Origin of the sequence: Ruminococcus sp. zg-924, assembly GCF_024433635.1 — a bacterium.
Taxonomy (GTDB): domain Bacteria; phylum Bacillota; class Clostridia; order Oscillospirales; family Acutalibacteraceae; genus UBA7067.
On sequence record NZ_WNJZ01000010.1, the window covers coordinates 22663 to 40160 of the forward strand.

Consider the following 17498-nt stretch of genomic DNA (forward strand, 5'->3'; position numbering starts at 1 on the left):
TAATATGCATAAGGGAATTATTTGTTTATCAAGCGTAATTTTCCCCAATTTGTACATAAATCCTACTCCTGTCAATTAATAGACGCTGCAATTTTTAAAATATTGCTGCATATATACTCCATGTCCGCTTCGTCATATCTCTGGTCGCACGGCAAAGGCAAAATATTTTTTGCCAGCTGATGCTCATAATATGTTTCGGGAAGCTCCTCTAACACATTCGGCCATAGGGTTGGCACATATATCTTCTGAGCAATCAGTTTTTTACGAACCTGTGCACCATTTTCAAGAAAAAGCGGATAAGCAAAAGCACCGTCAGCACTGTTAAGGTTCAGTAAATTTATCTCACAAAGATGCTTTTTAAGATAATCAAAATTCGCTGTGCGAATATTTTTTACCTGCTCGTAATCAACTGCATGCAACAGATTCTCTGTCAGCTTTGACATTCTCATTATCGGAGCGGTGTCAAACAGCTTGTTATTCTCTACATATTCACTGTAAAATTCCGACGCTGTGCGCTCAAAGCGACCGAGTAAAAAGCGCATTCGCTCAAAAGATTCATCCTGCTGCAGCGGCTTTTCGAGCCTTGCGTCCGTATAGAGAAACGCTCCGTCCGGCACGCCGAAGAATTTGCGGCACGTATAGAGAGAATCTACTCCGTCTAATGGTATTTCAAAATATGCCTGTGCATAATCAACGATTACTCTTTGATATTTATTGCAAATGCGGCGTATGTCTTCCTTAACAAGCTGACCGTAAATATCAGCAAGATAGAGCCATTCATCTTCCATCAGGTCGATTTCTTCAGGTAGGAAATGCTCGTCAATATGATAGTAACGGATTTCAACATTCTGCTGTTTGCAGAGATTGAATACCGAGTCACACATAAAATAAGGAAGCGCCATTTTATTTATTTTTCTTGCCTGAATCAGATACGCCAGTGCATTTCTTCCGCAATTCAATGCGATTGCCTCTTCATGCAGCATTTTTCCGGCATAGTGATCCAACTCGATAAATCCGCCTATTTCTTTCATATAAAATAGTCCTTTTCTGTTTCTTCGGTTAATTAAACTGAAATTCTATTACGCTAAGTCTATATGAAGCCATTCTTGTGCTCGTGACATAACTTCATCAAGTTCTTCTCGTGAATCAAATCTAAGGAACATATCGCCCAAAGCCATATTTGCTCCGGTAAACGGTTTGACAAAATCGCCTATTTTAGCAGATAGTTCAACCATCTTTACATATTTATCTTGAATTTCCTGATCAATTCTGATTTCTTTTAATACACCACTCTGTCCGGGTCTTGCGTGAATAACCATTTCACACCAATGACCATCGCATTGTGTCTGCTTAATTTCTGTTACAGGAATTCCTACCGCTTTTCTAACTTCGTTTTCAATTAAATCAATGCCATAGGCTTCTCTCTGTAGCTCTGCAATTTTACAACCACCGCCTCGTGTAGAAACCTCCATAATATAAGGTTTACCGTTTGCTCCTACACAAGTTTCTATATTATATATTCCTGTAGTCATACCAAGAATCTTAATAAGACGCTGAATTTCTTTGGTCAGGTATCTCTGATTCTCATTCTTCATAGTCGAAGGCCAAATAATCATTGAAGGTGTATATGGATTATCAGCATCTTTATCAAATAATTGATCAGAATAAGTGCAATACTTAAGTTCACCATTAACAGAAAATGGATCTGTGCTGGAATGGTAACCGTCAAAAGTCAAGAAATCTTCAATAATGAAAGAACCGCCCATAGATTCTTCCATTGCTATATTAATTGCCGGACGCAACATTTCCGGAGTATCAACTCGTGTAACACCCTTACTTCCTGCAGAATCAACAGGCTTTACAATCACCGGCCATGTAAAGAAATCAATATCTTCAAAAGGCTTATCAGCATCTATATATCTCTTGGCATGAGGAGTATTAAAACCGTTATCTGTCAAGAATTGTCTGAAAAGTCCTTTATCCTGCAAAATTGAAACAGCTTCATAAGATCCCTGAAACGGCAAGCCCATTTTCTCAGCTACATAAGCCGCCGTTACTACACCCGGATCACAGGCAAACGACATAATACCGTCAATATTTAATTCTTTAGCACATTCTAAAACCGCTTCTTTATCTATAACACTGATATTGTGATATTCATCAGAATGTTTGTGTGCAATATTATCCGGAAGATAATCTGCTGTAATAACATATACACCAAGCTTGTGAGCCGCCTTTATCACAGGAAGCAAATAACGGCCACCGCCAAGCAGCAATAATTTTTTCATCTCAATTTACCCTCTGTTTCTTTTTCAATTTTCCGATATTTAAAATCAAATGTACAACCCACGCAAAAATAACGCTTGCAACCAGCGTAATCAAGAATCTTGTTCCTGCGTGATAAATCAGCCAGCCTTTAAGCTCAGTGCTTACTACTCCTGCAATAACAGGAAGTCCCTCATAGACAAAAGCGTGTGTCATATAAAGCTCGAATGAAACATTGCCAAGGAACTGCCAAAAACGTCCCTTTGCAATTTTAGATACTATTCCGGCATCTTCATTATACGCAATTATAATGAGCGATACAGGAACAAACCAAATCCAAGCGCTCCAAACTGAACTGTGGATAAAATTATTTACCAAAAAGAAGCCAATAAAAGCAAGAAAAGCAACTATCTCCAATATGCTTTTGTTAAGGTTGCTGATTTTTTCTCGAATTGCAGGCATATATTCGCAAAGCAAAATTCCAAGTAAACCTTCTCCGAAGATACGGAAATACGGATTTATATACGTAAGGTAAAGTTGACAGTCAGATAAAGCGTTTATATCAACAACAAGACATACCGCAAGCTGAATTAGATAAGCTATTGCGCAAACTACTGAAATAAAAAGCAAAGCTTTTCTATTGCTATTTCTTTTATCACATATATTACTGTTTTTATTTTTCAGGCTTTTAACTATGAAATAGCCAACAATATAGAATATAAAAAGAACAGAAATATACCATGACGGACCGTGGAATGAATAGAACACACTCTCAACAGGAACAAAAGCTTTAAGCATTGTTATATTCAGTACAGCATTTATTATCCATTGCGTACTGCCGATTGCTACTCCTTCATTAACCGTATCGTTCAGGATAAAAGAACAACCAACAGCGAGAATAAATACAAATAAAGTCAACGGATATATCCTTTTAAGCTTTCCTTTTATATACTTATTAAAAGGAAGCTCTTTCCACGTGTAGGCAAGCAAAAAACCGGACATTATGAAGAAAAACGATGTACAGCGTGAACCGTATTTCATAAAGTGGTCATAAAACGTCGCCCAGAACGGATTACTTGCATCGGACAAATAGGACATATGTGAAAACAAAATTCCAAGCGCACATATTCCTCTAAATGCGTTGTATGATTTAATCTGTCTTTTCTTTTCAATGCCGTGCATACATCTTACCTCAAAATTACATCGCAGATTTTGTCTGCTTCTTCAAGAGTTAAATCAGCGTACATTGGCAAGGTTAAAACACAATCAGCAGCGTGAGCTGATACAGGAACATCAGCGTTGCCGTATTTCTCAGCAAAGCAAGCAAATTTATTTGTTATCGGATAGAAATACTTTCTTGGAAAAATGTTTTCCGCTTCAAGCTTAGCTTTGATTTCGTCACGGTTCTCATTGTAACCGTCGAAAATAACCGGATAATATGCATAATTCCAAACAAGACCCTCTTCAGGCTTTATTAACTTAATGCCCTTAACACCATCCAAACGCTCTGTGAAACGGTCACCAATGATTTTACGCTTTGCGATTTCCTCGTCTATATGACGAAGATTGCAGATACCCATAACTGCTTCAAACTCATTCATACGTGCATTGGTACCTACATAATCAGCAGTTTCCTGACCGGTGAAACCGAAGTTAACAATATATTGCATTGCCTTGAATAGCTCAGGGTCTTTATATGTAACAAGTCCGCCTTCAATAGTATGGAACACCTTAGTGGCGTGTGTACTGAACATTGCTGCATCACCAAAGTTTGCTGAGCTTACACCATTCAAGGTTACACCAAAGGCATGAGCAGCGTCATAAACAACCTTAAGGTTATGCTTTTTTGCAATCTCATCAATCGCCCTGACATCACAGAGGAAACCGTAAACATGTGTTGCTACAATTGCAACAGTTTTATCAGTTATGGCTGATTCAATCAATTCCGGATTGATTGTGTAGTTATCTTCTTTAACATCTACAAAAACAGGCTCAAGACCGTTGCGTACAATAGCTTCTGTTGTGGATATATGTGTGTACGCTGTTGTGATAACCTCGCCCTTAACACCATTCGGCATAGTCTTATTTAAATCAAGGCTCTGCAAAGCGACCTCCATTGCAACATGACCGTTAGCAAAAAGCCAAACATTATCACAACCCAGATATTTCTTAAGATTTTCTTCAAATTCTACAGAAGCGGTTCCTCTGTTGGACAGCCAGCGGCTTTCCCAAACAGGACGTAGAGCTTCTATATACTCTTCAAAAGGCGGCATAGATGATTTAGTAACATTGATTCTGCTCATTAAATTTATCTCCTCTGCACTGTTGAATTTATATGCTAATTAATTTTAGTAATTGAAATTGCAGTCGCTTTCCGCTAAGGAAGGAGCGTTCTGATCCTTTGGTGAAAGCACTGGATTGTCCTCTTTCCAGTCAACTCCGATTGCGGGTTCGTCAAACCTGATGTTCCTGTCTGATTCAGGTGCATACGGTGCGTCAACATAATACTGTATCTCACTGTATTCTGTTCTTGAAATTACTCCGTGAGCAAAACCTTTTGGCAGATAAAGCTGTTTCTTATTCTCTGCCGACAGCTCAACCATTACCCATTTCAGATATGTAGGAGAGCCTTTTCTCAAATCCACTGCAACATCATCGACTATGCCGCTGATGCATTTTACAAGCTTAGCCTGGGCGTGAGGTTCATTCTGAAAATGTAAGCCTCTGACAACGCCTTTTTTGAGGTTGATAATGTGATTTTCCTGCTTCACATCAAGCTCAATTCCAACTTCCTTTAAGGATTTCCAACTGAAAGCTTCAAAAAATGCTCCCCTGTTATCTTCAAAAGTTTTTGGAGTAAGAATTAAAACTTCCGGCAAAGCTGTTTCTTCTACTGTGTACATAAGCTCTCTCCTCAAATTTTACTTAAAACATCTTTGTGTATTTCTTCTATACTTCTCATACCGTTACCGCAGCAGCACTCAATTTCTTTCCAGCCAAGCTTTTTACTACAATAAGCGGCAGCCTTTCTGCTGCGATTCAAATAATCGAGATTTCCTTCGTGAATATCCTTTTTACTCTCATCACCTTTATATCTTCCGGTCATCAGCATTTGGCTTACTTCTGTGTCAACCTTGAGATAAATTACAGTATCAGGCGCAGGGATTCCGAGGGTTTCATACTCAAATATAAAAAGCCATTCAAGAAATCCGTCCCAAGCTTCCTTACAAAGCTTACTGCATTGATGAATAGCATTTGATGTTGTATAACGGTCAGCTACAATAACGCCGCCGTCTTCATAAAATTTTCCCCAATCCTTCTTATATGAAGCGTATCTGTCAACTGCGTAAAATGACGATGCTGCATAAGCATTTACATCATTAGGGTCTTTTCCGAATTCACCGTTCAAATACATTTTTACAAGTGCGGATGAGTCAGAATCATAATTCGGAAATGATACCTTTCTGACTTTTATCCCCTGCTCCTCCAAGCATTTGCACAGCAGCTGAGCCTGAGTAGCCTTACCGCTGCCGTCCAAGCCTTCTATTACAATTAATTTACCTCTCACACAGTTCACCCCTGAAGAAATTATGGATAATTAATCAGCTTGTTTACAGTGATTCTCTTGAGCCATACATCTGCTCATAGTAGTTCTGATACTCGCCACTGATGATTGTTTCCCACCACTCACGGTTGTCAAGATACCACTGAATTGTCTTTTTTATACCGTCTGCAAACTTAGTTTCAGGCAACCAGCCAAGCTCATTATGAATCTTTGTCGGGTCAATGGCATATCTCATATCGTGGCCTTTACGGTCTGTTACGTGTGTAATCAGGCTTTCCGGCTTATCTAATGCTTTGCAAATTAATTTAACAATGTCGATATTCTTCATTTCATTGTGTCCGCCGATGTTATACACCTCGCCGATTCTGCCTTTGTGTATTACAAGGTCAATAGCCTTGCAATGGTCTTCAACATACAGCCAGTCACGAACATTTAAACCCTCTCCGTAAACAGGCAGCGGCTTATCGTTAAGACAGTTCGCAATCATAAGCGGAATAAGCTTCTCCGGAAAATGATACGGGCCGTAGTTATTGGAACAACGGCTTATGGAAACAGGAATGCCGTATGTTCTGTGATAAGCCAAAACAAGCAAATCAGCCGCAGCCTTTGAGCTGCTGTACGGAGAGCTTGTGTGTATTGGAGTTTCTTCAGTAAAGAACATATCAGGTCTATCCAGAGGTAAATCGCCATACACCTCATCTGTGCTTACCTGATGGTATCTTGTGATTCCGTACTTTCTGCAAGCGTCCATCAAAGTTGCCGTTCCCATTATATTAGTCTGAAGGAAGATGCCGGGATCTTCAATTGAGCGGTCAACATGAGATTCAGCCGCAAAATTCACTACAATATCAGGATGCTCTTCTTCAAATAGCTTATAAACAGCCTGTCTGTCGCAAATATCAGCCCTTACAAATCTGAAGTTCGGATTATCCATAACAGGGGCAAGTGTGCTAAGATTTCCTGCATAGGTCAGCTTATCAAGACAGACGATACGGTAATCCGGATACTTGCTAAGCATATGAAACACAAAATTACTCCCAATAAATCCGGCTCCACCGGTTACGATAATTGTCATAATCTTTCCTCCACACCCCAGTGCGTGTATAAAACATCATCTACTAACAATGCTTACTATTTTTGTACTGAAAAACTTATTTAGGCATTCTGCCACTTGCAACAGCCATTAAATGCTTACCGTAATTTGATTTTCCATACATTGCCGCTGCATCAAGAAGCTGCTCCTTGCTTATCATATGCAACCTGTAAGCGACCTCCTCAGGTGCTGACACAACAACGCCCTGCATATTCTGAAGCATCTGAATAAAGCTTGCTGCTTCCATTAAATTATCCATAGTTCCAGTATCAAGCCATGAGAACCCTCTGCCCAGAACATCGCAGTCAAGCTCATCTTTTTCAAGGTACATTTTATTTAGAGTAGTAATTTCAAGCTCGCCTCTTGCCGACGGCTTTACCTGCTTAGCCATCTCGCTCACGCCTGACGGATAAAAATATAAGCCTGTTACAGCGTAATTACTTTTCGGTTGTGATGGTTTCTCCTCAAGGGAAAGAACCTTATTGTTCCTGTCAAACTCAACAACACCAAAGCTGTGAGGGTCTTCTATATAAAAGCCAAAAACAGTTGCTCTGCCTTCTTCTGCGTGTTTTACGGCACATTTTAATTTTTTACCCAATCCGTTGCCGTAAAAAATATTGTCACCGAGAATAAGGGCACAAGGCTCGTCCCCTATAAACTCCTCACCAATGATAAATGCCTGTGCCAAACCATCCGGTGACGGCTGAACTGCATAAGCAAGATTTATACCGAACTGATGTCCGTCACCCAAAAGCTGTTCAAATCTTGAGGTATCATCCGGTGTTGAGATAATTAAAATATCTCTGATGCCGGCAAGCATTAATGTGGACAACGGATAATAAATCATCGGTTTGTCATAAACCGGCAGCAATTGCTTTGACGTTACCTTTGTCAAAGGATATAATCTTGTTCCGGAGCCTCCGGCTAAAATAATACCTTTCATTTCGCTGTTGTCTCCTTATCTCCATACCCCGAAAAATTTCTTCGGCTTTTTCACAACCGGCAAATCTATATATCTGCCGTTAAACACATCCTCGCTATTTTTATCAAGCCATCGTATATATTGACCGCCAAGCTTGTTTTCGACAACACTCATAGCCTGTTTTATGTTCGGAGGACGCTTTGTCATAGAATGTGTATCGCTTGAAATAAGCTGTGCAAGCTCCCATCTGAGATACTTCATCGCCATTGCAGTGCGCTCATTATCCTTGAGTATTGCACCTGTGTTAACCTGCGCAAGACACCCCTGCATAACTAACTCATACAGAACCGTCGGATCCTCCGCCAAATAAGGATAACGCTCAACATGCGCTAAAATCGGAATATACCCTCTGTTCAAAAGTGCTCTTAATGTATGCGTAAGTCCGTAGGGTCGTGCTGTTACAGGTAATTCAATAAGTATATAATTTGTTCCCTCAATGCACAGTGGGTCTAACTCCTCTTCGTTGAGTCTTACAGAGAAGTAAACCTCTGCGCCTGATTTTACTTGTATATCCAAGTCAATAAATTCCTGCGAGGCACTCAAAAGCTCAAGACTCTTTTCACGGCGGTTACAGAAGGTTTTAATATCTGTGCGTTCAAAGTTGAAATGCGGAGTGAACACCACTGAACGTATTCTCTGCTTGCGGTGCGCACTTAACAGCTCGATTGATTCCTCAACCGTCTGTGCACCGTCATCTATGCCGGGCAGAATGTGACAATGCAAATCAACCATTTTTATTTACCCTCGCTGCTTTTGTGAACGTCACCGTTGTCGCCCCGCTGACTATCATAATAATAATAGTTATAGTTATAGCCGGGATACGAGCCGGTTTTCTCGCTGAATTCGCTGTAAATTGCGCCGAAAATCTTTACACCTGCATTTTCAAGGTTTTTCTTCGCCTTTAATACAACATTTTTATCAGTTGCATTGTGCTTTACAACAAGCACTGCGCCGTCCATATATCTGCCAAGAGCCGCAGCATCTGTAACAACAAAAACAGGCGGTGTATCGTAGATTATATAGTCATATTCCTTCTCCAGCTCATCTACAACCTCCTTCATCTTTGGGCTCGCCAAAAGCTCAGACGGATTCGGCGGTGTTGCACCGGCAAAGATTATACCCAAATCTCTGTCACGAACCTTTCTGATTACGTCGTGAAGCTCAACCTGTCCGGTAAGGATATTTGTAAGTCCGCTTGTCTTTCTTTGAGCATCAAAATAGCGGTGAATTGTCGGGCGGCGAAGGTCACACTCAACAAAGCAGACCTTTTTTCCGTAACCTGCCAACGTCAGGGCAAGGTTCAAGGCTGCGTTTGTTTTGCCCTCATTTGCAAGGGAGGAGGTTATCATAATGTTCTTGCACTTTTCAGCTACTGTTATGAATTCAAGGTTTGTGCTGAGCATCTTATATGCCTCGACAAACTGAAACGGTGCATTTTTATTTGCCACACTGTAAAACTTTTTTACAATTGGCTTTTCCTTGTGCTTAAATATGCTCATCTTGCAAACTCCTTTTCGTCAATCTCAGGAATGATTCCGAGCAAAGGAACTCCCAATGTATTTGTAATATCGTTTTCTGTCTTAAACGTGTTTCTGAAGAATGTCTTAATAAACACAAAAGCAAGCGTAATCACAAGACCAATAAGTGCGCCAATTATAGCGTTCTTTTTCAAACTTGGGCTTACAGGGTTTCCGTTGTTTGAAATTCTTGCTTCGCTTATTACTTTAACGGAGCCTGCGTCAACCTTATCTTGAATTATCGGCGGAGCCACCTTAACAACATCGGCAATAACTTCCTTTGCAAACTCAGCGTCAGTACTGCGCATTTTTATGCTGATAACCTGCGTTTGATCAATACAGGAAACAGAAATTGCTTTATAAAGCTGCTCATATGTCATGCTGAGCTTTAGGTCATCAATTACTTGCTGTAAAACGGTGTCAGATTTGATTATGATTGAATACACCTCGGCAAGGTTCTGAGCCGCTACAATTTCAGCAGAGTTTACCGCCTGTGTATCATTTTTCTTGTTATTAACAATCAGCATAGCATCAGCTTCATACTGCTTTGGTATGAAAATCATTGAGCCAAAAAACGATATTGCACCTGCTATTACTGTAACAAGAACAAGCGGAATAATGTTTTTCCTAATAATCTCAAATATAAATCTGAGGTCTATTTCTTTTTCGCTATGTTGTTCTTTTACTTCATCCATTGCCATTCTCCTTAGTATTTTTGTTCGAAAATTTATAACATAGTTACCCAAGTTTACTCTAATATATTAACCTATTTTTATCTTAATGTCAACAAATCACGACTGCTTTCACTCATTTTTTACTTGCATAACAGGTAGAATTTTCTTTTGTAAAGAACTATTTTTTATTGGCAAAATATTCAATTAGAAAGATATGGATATTTTCTCTCTTGCAGTTACATTTTATACCAAAAAAGCCGGTTGCTTTCAACTTATAAATTATGAAAGCAACCGACTTTAATTTAACTTAAAGGCAACATCTTGTGCATAAGTATTATTATGGAGCAACTTTAATAACTACATATAGTTTTATATTATCATCTGAAGTCATACCTGTAATTTGTGTGATTGAGTTACTCATTGTTCCCCAACCGTTAGAATCAATTCCGCCGTCAAGACCTGAATGCCAGAAATTGACGCTTTTCCCCTTATATGTGGCAGGATAATAAATACCAACATGGTGCAAGGAACTTGACAGATTTTCAGCTGCCTTACCGTTGTATGTTCTGTTTGAGAACTGCCAGATAATGTCGCCTTTTTCAAGAACACCGGACTGAAGCATTGCGTCTTTTGACTTATAGTAATATCTCTTTACCTGCTGTTGCGAATACATCTCATACCAGCTTATGCCGTCTGATTTATCAAGCGTAGGTATTTTTACGCCGGTTGGCGAATAGTATTGACATTTTTTTGAGTTATGTAAGCCTGCGAAATAGCCGTCGCTGTTTGTTGCTGAATTGTCACCCTTGCCGTAAGTACAGGCGGCATACAAAGTATGCCATACAAAGCCCGTATTGCTCATTTTGCAATCTCCAACAGCATCATTGTGACCAAAAGCTTTACCTTTCAGTGCGTTGGGTACACGGCAATCAGCTCCTGCATACGGCGTTCCTATATAATAATCAGGCTTTGAGCTGTCAAAATCGTGATTATCAAGCCAGCTAAGGTAATAGCTAAATTTAAAGCCAAGCACCTCTGACAAGCTTTTTGTTCCTCTTTTCATACCATTAACGATATTATCTTCAGTTATCGGCGCAGGCAGGTTTAAATTTGTAACCGTTACTGTGCAGGTTGCACTTTTTCCGTTATATGTTGTTGCTGTTATCTTTGCTGTACCGGCTTTCTTTGCCGTTACCAAACCGCCCGAAGAATTAACTGACGCAACACTTGTGTTGTTGCTTTTATATTTTACGTTTGCTCCCTCGCCAATTGGGAAAGATGTGTCAAGATAGTAGCTTTCGCCGAGGTTAAGGTTCAGCAGAATTCTGTTTAGAGTAATGCTTGTAGGCGCTTTTTTTACAGTTACCGTGCAAGAGGCTGTTGCACCATTTGCAGTTTTTATTGTAACAACGGCTTTTCCGACACTTTTTGCACTCAACACCCCGCCTCTTAAAGTTACTGTTACAACAGACGTATTGTCGCTTGAATAAACAGCGGTTGTCAGATTCGTTCCGGTTGGCGAGGATTTTATAAGCGTATAGCTCTCACCCACTCCAAGCGTTAGGGCGGATTTATTAAGCGTAACCGTGTCGGAGCCAACAGATGAAATTGCTTTGCCGATACCCGTTATTGCTATTGGTATTTGCAAAGCATATTTTTGTATATACAGACTGTCAAGAAGATTAACCTTGCCGTTTCTGTCAACGTCGGCGCAAATCTTTTGGCTGTCTGATATCCCAATTATCGAAAGTGAATTTTTCTGAACCTCTATGGCATCACGAAGCGTTACATTGCCGTCTGAGTTTACGTCACCGAGTATAGGCGTACTTTTCTCTGCCGCTGACTGAACATTGTTATTTGTTTCAAGCGTTTCCTGTTTAACTGCACCTGCCGAAATTGCTGAAAGCGTCATCAAGCTTGCTATGCATACACACAAAACCGACCTTGCTTTTATCCATGTAGTCCTGTTTTTCTTTTTCATAATCCGCACCAATTTTCAGAATATATCCTATTAAGAAAGCAGGTAATGAATTAACATTTCACCTGCTTTTTTGATTATAACTATCTTATAAGGAATTTATACTATTGTAATTTTATTATGTTACATAGTTTATTTGTAATTTGTGAAGTCTTATCAATTGCTTTCCTAAGAAACAGCAAAAATGACAATTACATAAATCGGAATTATAATCCGACAATCACCGTGAACTCCAATTTAACATTCAGTTTTACTTTTTTATTATAAGCTTTCATCATCACTGTGTCAAGATAGGCAAAATCAAAACACATACATCAGATCGTAACAAACCTCGGCGACAAAATCAGCGATATAATTTATTTATGAAATGTCGCCTGCAATGCAACAAATTATACACCGAGCAAGCTTAGGTCAAACGCAAAGAGTGCCTCGTTGATTTCAAAAATATTGTAGATTCCGTTCATTATAAAATACTCGATGATTATATCAAACTTATTGCTGTGCGATAGCGCAAAGCCGGCTTTCATAAGAAGCTCCTTTGTTTCATCAAGAGATAATTCAAGGGATATTGCAAAGGCTATTGCCGTTGTTTTGCTCGGCGTATTTGTCGTCAATGAACTGCTGAATATCACAGAACAGTTTTTCGCCGATAGAATATGCCTTTTTATCAAATACAACTATGTAAACAAGCATATCGTTTTCTAAAAGAAAATCGCTGATGGCGTCTGTTGCTACCTTTAAGGCTTCCGCCTTTGGATATCCGTATGCACCGGATGATATAAGAGGAAACGCTACGGTTTCACATTTATACTGCTTAGCGAGCACAAGAGAGTTTTCGTAGCAATCGGTAAGAAGCTGTTTTTCGTTATATTCGCCGCCACGCCATATCGGACCTACCGTATGGATTACGTATTTACAGGGCAACTTGTATGCTCCCGTAATTTTAGCCTTGCCGGTCGCACAGCCATCAAGCTTTATACACTCCTCAAGCAGTCCTCTGCCTGCCGCTGCGTGTATTGCTCCGTCCACTCCTCCGCCGCCCAAAAGTGAATTATTTGCGGCGTTTACTATTGCGTCAACCTTCAACTTTGTTATATCAGCTCTTATTATTTTTATAGGCATTTCATCAACCTCTCATCTCAATATTTATACAGTACGCATTTACATTTATTTTCATTTCAAATTGTACCACATAATTCTCCTTATTCCAAATAATATAATCAGATTTTCCTTGAGCGTTATTTACGCTTAAACGGACTTTCATAATTGAGTTAACTTTACATTAGTAACAAATGTCAAAAACACCCTCACACTAACATAAACTCAGTGTGAGGGTGTTACGGTTTTATGTGTTATTTACTGTCGGCAAACTGACTGTTATACAGCTTTGCGTACAAGCCGTCCTTCTGCATAAGGGTCTCGTGATTTCCTACTTCAAGAATATCACCGTCCTGCATATATAGAATGTTGTCGGAGTCCTTAATGGTAGAAAGTCTGTGTGCAATTACAAATGAGGTTTTGCCCCTCATCATCTCAGACATAGCCTCCTGAATAAGCACCTCAGTACGGGTATCAACCGATGAGGTTGCCTCGTCGAGAATCAGTATAGGCGGATTGTTTAGCATAGCTCTTGCAATTGTCAACAGTTGTCTTTGTCCCTGTGCAATGTTGCCTGCGCCCTCCTGCAATACAAAGTCATAGCCTCCGGGCAAAGATCTGATAAAGGCGTCGGCTCTGGCTTTTTTAGCCGCCTGTTCAACTTCCTCATCTGTTGCGTCAAGCTTGCCATAACGAATATTTTCACGGATTGTTCCGTTATAAAGCCAAGTATCCTGAAGCACCATTCCAAAGATTTCCCTTAGTCTTTCCCTCTTCATATCACGGATATCAACCCCGTCAATTCTGATTGCGCCGCTTCTGACATCGTAAAAACGCATTATCAGGTTAACAAGCGTTGTTTTACCTGCACCGGTAGGACCAACTATTGCTGTCTTTTCACCTGCGCCGATTGTAATATTTAAGTCGTGAATTAAGGTTTGGTGAGGGAGATAGCCGAATCTGATATGGTCAAACTCAACCTCACCCTTAAGCTCAGATGGGAATTTGGGATTTTCAGCTTCCTTAACCTCTTCTTCTTCGTCAAGGAATTCAAAAATTCTTGCAGCGGCAGAGCCTGTTGACTGGATTATGTTTGTAATTTGCATTACCTGTGTAAGCGGCTGTGAAAACTGCCTGAGATACTGCGTGAACGACTGAATCATACCGATTGAAAGTCCGCCCAAAATAGCCATAATTGCGCCGGCAAAGCAAACAAGTGCATAGCCGAAGTTTGTCATATTCTGCATAATAGGCGTCAATGTTCCGGCAAGGAACTGTCCCTCTTTTGAGGCTTCGTAAAGCTTTTGGTTTGTGTCCTCAAAGTTTTCGATAACATCCTCTTCCCTACCAAATACAGTTACTACGTTGTGTCCGCTGTAATACTCCTCAACATAGCCGTTAAGCTGACCTGTTTTTGCCTGCTGTTCATTAAACTTTATCTGTGATTTTTTCGCAATTTTTGCGGAAATAAACAGTGCAACAGGCACTATGGCAAGCCCCACAAATGTCAGAACTCCGCTTATGCTGAACATAATTACCAAGATAATTACTATTGTAAAAATTGCATTAAGCACCTGATATATACTCTGCTGAAGTGAGCTTGAAACAGTATCTACATCATTTGTTACACGGCTTAAAATGTCGCCGTAGGAATTTGTATCATAATAATTAAGAGGAAGCTTTGAGAGCTTTTTGTCTATGCTTTTTCTTAAATCAAATATTGTGTTTTCCGTAACACCTACAATAAGCCACGTTCCTATGTATGAGAACACAGCATTAAACGCATATGCTCCGCCCATAAGAGCAAGGAAGGTAATAAAGCCCTTTGCCGCCTCACCGAAGTTTCCGCTTGTGAAAATCTCTGCAAGAGAGTTTGTTGCACAGCCCATAAACAGCGGCGCCAAGGAATATGCTATTGTTGAGAGCAAAACAAAAATAATTGCAATAATAAGCCTGCCACGATAGGGTTTAATGTAAGAAAACAGTCTTTTGTAAGCTCCGTCCTTCTTAGGGGATATTTTATTTTTTCTCATTTCTCCATATCCTCCTTACTCATCTGAGAGCTTACAATCTCCTTGTAAACGTCACAGGTTTTAAGCAGCTCGCTGTGAGTGCCTATACCGGCAACCTCTCCTTTTTCTATTACAATAATTCTGTCTGCGTCCATTATTGTGCTTATTCGCTGGGCAACTATAACAACAGTTGCGTTATCGGTTTCCTTTGCAAGCGCTGTTCGCAAAGCCTTGTCTGTTTTGAAGTCAAGGGCTGAGAAGCTGTCGTCAAAAACATATATTTCAGGCTTGCGTACAATTGCTCTGGCAATTGCAAGTCTTTGACGCTGACCGCCCGAAACATTTGTGCCTCCCTGTGAAATAGGAGAATTAAAGCCGTCCTCCTTCTTCATTATGAAATCATAGGACTGAGCAATTTTGACCGCCTCTTCAATTCTGTCCTCGTCTGCATTTTCATCACCGAAGGCTATGTTCGAGTCTATTGTGCCGGAAAACAGCACTGCCTTTTGAGGCACGAAGCCTATCTTATTTCTGAGCACCTCGGTGTCGTAATCACGGACGTCAACTCCGTCTACAAGCACCTGACCTTCACATACGTCGTAAAGGCGAGGAATAAGATTGACAATTGTGGACTTGCCCATTCCCGTACCACCAATTATCGCCGTAGTTTCACCGGGCTTAGCCTCAAACGACAAATTTTTAATTGCAGGAAAGTCTGCACCGGGATATGTGAACGAAACGTCTTTAAATGCAAGATAGCCCTTTAATTCCGTATTATCGGTTGTCTGCTCTTTATTTTTAATTACAGGCTCGCAATCAAGAACCTCCTTTGCTCTTGCGGCAGCAGTAGCCGCACGGGGAAGCAAAATAAACACAAGCGTGAGCATAATAACGGCCACCATAATCTGCATTATGTACTGTATAATAGCCATAACCTCACCGATTGTATAATCGATACCCTTATTAACCGACTGGTTTGCCGCCATAAGCATAACCATAGCGGCAGTAAACGAAAGAATAAGAGTAAGGATTGGAAGAACAGAGTTTGTTGTTCTTTGAAGCTTTTTATTCGTCTTTTGATAATCCCTGTTAATCTTGTCAAACTTGTCGCTTTCAAACTCAGAGGTGCCAAAAGCTCTGATAACACGCACGCCCGTAAGCTTTTCACGCATTACAAGATTTATGCGGTCGATTTTAAGCTGGATTTTTGTTGAAAGCGGTACAGCGATTTTTGCAATTAAAACAAGAACAACTGCCATAAGCGGAATTGAAATTACCAGCACGCCCGAAAGACTTGGGCTGCTTGAAATTGCAAGAATTACTCCGCAAATACACATAATAGGCGCTTGCACAGCTATTCTAAGGCATTGATTGATAAAGGTTTGCACCTGTGTAATATCATTGTTTGTTCTTGTAATAAGAGAGGACGCTGTGAATTTATCAATTTCTGTCTGCGAAAAATACTGAACCTTTTTGAAAATCCGGCTTCTTAAATTTCTGCCGACTGCCATTGAAACGGTTGCGGAGGCACGGCTTGTAATAATTCCGCAAATTACGCCGATTACAACAAGCAGCAGCATAATTCCGCCAACCTCAAAAACAAGAGGCATATTCTTTTCCGGAATAGCTTTGTCGATAAGCTTCATAAGCAGGGATGGCAGCCCCAAGGTGCAAAGGGTTGTGCCGATGACTGTTAAAACAATCAGCACAAGCTCCTTTTTAAACTTCAGAAGCTCTTTAAAAACGTATTTCATACTTGACCTCCGTTGTCACCGTCGGTTTTCTCAAACACTGACATAATAAGCCTTATGCCGTATGTCATAAGCATAAATCCAATAACCAAGCCAAGGGTCTGTGCGAGGAAAATCAAGTTGAAAATGCCGTAGATTGCGGCAAGCAGCACAAGAATTCCCAAAATAAGCGACAGAATCCAGCTTTTTGAACCTGTTTTTTTGACCTTGAAGGAATCTGCAATAGAGTTTATTCCGCTTACAAAAAGCCAGCCTGCAAAGATGCAGAGAATAAACGTATCAAGTAGAAGCCTAATGCCGGGAATAAACAATGAAACTACGGATAAAACCGCTGCGGCAATACCGGCTACAAGTCCAAGCGTTCCTACTGCCGCTTCTGACTTCGACTTTCCGCTGCTCTTATTTGACGCATAATCAAAGATTGCACATATACCCCACGCTCCGAGCAAAACGGTAACAATCCATCCGCTGTTTAAAAACGTCAAGCCCGGAAAAAAGATACAGTAGATTGCGGCAAATATAGAAAATATGCCAAAAATACAGTTAAAAACTTTCATAATATC

15 protein-coding genes and 1 pseudogene are annotated in these 17498 nt (G+C 40.2%); all 16 read right to left on the reverse strand.

Translation table 11 applies throughout. The features are described 5' to 3' along the window. Positions 1–71 precede the first annotated feature (71 nt). The 16 genes and pseudogenes from GMA13_RS06015 to GMA13_RS06090 all read right to left on the reverse strand — a co-directional run bounded on the left by GMA13_RS06015 (position 72) and on the right by GMA13_RS06090 (position 17492). Complete coding sequence (locus GMA13_RS06015) at positions 72–1031, reverse strand: hypothetical protein (protein ID WP_255883176.1); 960 nt, start codon at positions 1029–1031, stop codon at positions 72–74. Positions 1032–1079: 48 nt separating this feature from the next. Further along, positions 1080–2288, reverse strand: a complete 1209-nt coding sequence (locus GMA13_RS06020; RefSeq protein WP_255883177.1) for an ATP-grasp domain-containing protein — start codon at positions 2286–2288, stop codon at positions 1080–1082. A 1-nt stretch (position 2289) separates the two neighbouring features. Continuing rightward, on the reverse strand, positions 2290–3447 hold the full coding sequence (locus GMA13_RS06025; RefSeq protein WP_255883178.1) for an acyltransferase: 1158 nt from the start codon (positions 3445–3447) through the stop codon (positions 2290–2292). A gap of 5 nt (positions 3448–3452) precedes the next feature. Continuing rightward, on the reverse strand, positions 3453–4568 hold the full coding sequence (locus GMA13_RS06030) for a DegT/DnrJ/EryC1/StrS aminotransferase family protein (RefSeq protein WP_255883179.1): 1116 nt from the start codon (positions 4566–4568) through the stop codon (positions 3453–3455). Between the two features lie 45 nt (positions 4569–4613). Then, positions 4614–5168, reverse strand: a complete 555-nt coding sequence (rfbC, locus tag GMA13_RS06035) for a dTDP-4-dehydrorhamnose 3,5-epimerase (RefSeq protein WP_255883180.1) — start codon at positions 5166–5168, stop codon at positions 4614–4616. 11 nt (positions 5169–5179) lie between these two features. Then, on the reverse strand, positions 5180–5833 hold the full coding sequence (locus GMA13_RS06040; RefSeq protein ID WP_255883181.1) for a deoxynucleoside kinase: 654 nt from the start codon (positions 5831–5833) through the stop codon (positions 5180–5182). A gap of 43 nt (positions 5834–5876) precedes the next feature. Continuing rightward, the gene (gene rfbB, locus GMA13_RS06045) at positions 5877–6905 is read right to left on the reverse strand and encodes a dTDP-glucose 4,6-dehydratase (protein WP_255883182.1); all 1029 of its coding nucleotides are present in this window, start codon (positions 6903–6905) and stop codon (positions 5877–5879) included. Between the two features lie 76 nt (positions 6906–6981). Then, positions 6982–7866, reverse strand: a complete 885-nt coding sequence (gene rfbA / locus GMA13_RS06050; RefSeq protein ID WP_255883183.1) for a glucose-1-phosphate thymidylyltransferase RfbA — start codon at positions 7864–7866, stop codon at positions 6982–6984. 15 nt (positions 7867–7881) lie between these two features. Continuing rightward, positions 7882–8637: a tyrosine-protein phosphatase gene (locus GMA13_RS06055; protein WP_255883184.1), complete on the reverse strand. Its 756-nt coding sequence runs from the start codon at positions 8635–8637 to the stop codon at positions 7882–7884. A 2-nt stretch (positions 8638–8639) separates the two neighbouring features. After that, positions 8640–9404 (reverse strand): CpsD/CapB family tyrosine-protein kinase, encoded by a 765-nt coding sequence (locus GMA13_RS06060; RefSeq protein ID WP_255883185.1) that lies wholly within the window; start codon positions 9402–9404, stop codon positions 8640–8642. Further along, on the reverse strand, positions 9401–10117 hold the full coding sequence (locus GMA13_RS06065) for a YveK family protein (protein ID WP_255883186.1): 717 nt from the start codon (positions 10115–10117) through the stop codon (positions 9401–9403). Before GMA13_RS06065 ends, GMA13_RS06060 begins: the two co-directional genes overlap by 4 nt. A 316-nt stretch (positions 10118–10433) precedes the next feature. Further along, on the reverse strand, positions 10434–12077 hold the full coding sequence (locus GMA13_RS06070) for an Ig-like domain-containing protein (protein ID WP_255883187.1): 1644 nt from the start codon (positions 12075–12077) through the stop codon (positions 10434–10436). Positions 12078–12463: 386 nt separating this feature from the next. Next, a pseudogene (locus tag GMA13_RS06075) lies at positions 12464–13196 on the reverse strand (macro domain-containing protein). 230 nt (positions 13197–13426) lie between these two features. Beyond that, a complete protein-coding gene (locus GMA13_RS06080; protein ID WP_255883188.1) occupies positions 13427–15205 on the reverse strand; it encodes an ABC transporter ATP-binding protein in 1779 nt (592 codons plus the stop codon). After that, positions 15202–16938 carry an ABC transporter ATP-binding protein gene (locus GMA13_RS06085; RefSeq protein ID WP_255883189.1) on the reverse strand — a complete coding sequence of 579 codons (1737 nt, stop codon included), beginning with the start codon at positions 16936–16938 and terminating at the stop codon, positions 15202–15204. Before GMA13_RS06085 ends, GMA13_RS06080 begins: the two co-directional genes overlap by 4 nt. Then, a complete protein-coding gene (locus GMA13_RS06090; RefSeq protein WP_255883191.1) occupies positions 16935–17492 on the reverse strand; it encodes a DUF308 domain-containing protein in 558 nt (185 codons plus the stop codon). Before GMA13_RS06090 ends, GMA13_RS06085 begins: the two co-directional genes overlap by 4 nt. Positions 17493–17498 lie beyond the last annotated feature (6 nt).

What these genes read in the sequence shown, in the direction of transcription:
- GMA13_RS06015 (WP_255883176.1), bottom strand. Translation starts at nt 1,031, where the DNA reads ATGAAAGAAATAGGCGGATTTATCGAGTTGGATCACTATGCCGGAAAA.
- GMA13_RS06020 (WP_255883177.1), bottom strand. Translation starts at nt 2,288, where the DNA reads ATGAAAAAATTATTGCTGCTTGGCGGTGGCCGTTATTTGCTTCCTGTG.
- GMA13_RS06025 (WP_255883178.1), bottom strand. Translation starts at nt 3,447, where the DNA reads ATGCACGGCATTGAAAAGAAAAGACAGATTAAATCATACAACGCATTT.
- GMA13_RS06030 (WP_255883179.1), bottom strand. Translation starts at nt 4,568, where the DNA reads ATGAGCAGAATCAATGTTACTAAATCATCTATGCCGCCTTTTGAAGAG.
- rfbC (WP_255883180.1), bottom strand. Translation starts at nt 5,168, where the DNA reads ATGTACACAGTAGAAGAAACAGCTTTGCCGGAAGTTTTAATTCTTACT.
- rfbB (WP_255883182.1), bottom strand. Translation starts at nt 6,905, where the DNA reads ATGACAATTATCGTAACCGGTGGAGCCGGATTTATTGGGAGTAATTTT.
- rfbA (WP_255883183.1), bottom strand. Translation starts at nt 7,866, where the DNA reads ATGAAAGGTATTATTTTAGCCGGAGGCTCCGGAACAAGATTATATCCT.
- GMA13_RS06055 (WP_255883184.1), bottom strand. Translation starts at nt 8,637, where the DNA reads ATGGTTGATTTGCATTGTCACATTCTGCCCGGCATAGATGACGGTGCA.
- GMA13_RS06060 (WP_255883185.1), bottom strand. Translation starts at nt 9,404, where the DNA reads ATGAGCATATTTAAGCACAAGGAAAAGCCAATTGTAAAAAAGTTTTAC.
- GMA13_RS06065 (WP_255883186.1), bottom strand. Translation starts at nt 10,117, where the DNA reads ATGGATGAAGTAAAAGAACAACATAGCGAAAAAGAAATAGACCTCAGA.
- GMA13_RS06070 (WP_255883187.1), bottom strand. Translation starts at nt 12,077, where the DNA reads ATGAAAAAGAAAAACAGGACTACATGGATAAAAGCAAGGTCGGTTTTG.
- GMA13_RS06080 (WP_255883188.1), bottom strand. Translation starts at nt 15,205, where the DNA reads ATGAGAAAAAATAAAATATCCCCTAAGAAGGACGGAGCTTACAAAAGA.
- GMA13_RS06085 (WP_255883189.1), bottom strand. Translation starts at nt 16,938, where the DNA reads ATGAAATACGTTTTTAAAGAGCTTCTGAAGTTTAAAAAGGAGCTTGTG.
- GMA13_RS06090 (WP_255883191.1), bottom strand. Translation starts at nt 17,492, where the DNA reads ATGAAAGTTTTTAACTGTATTTTTGGCATATTTTCTATATTTGCCGCA.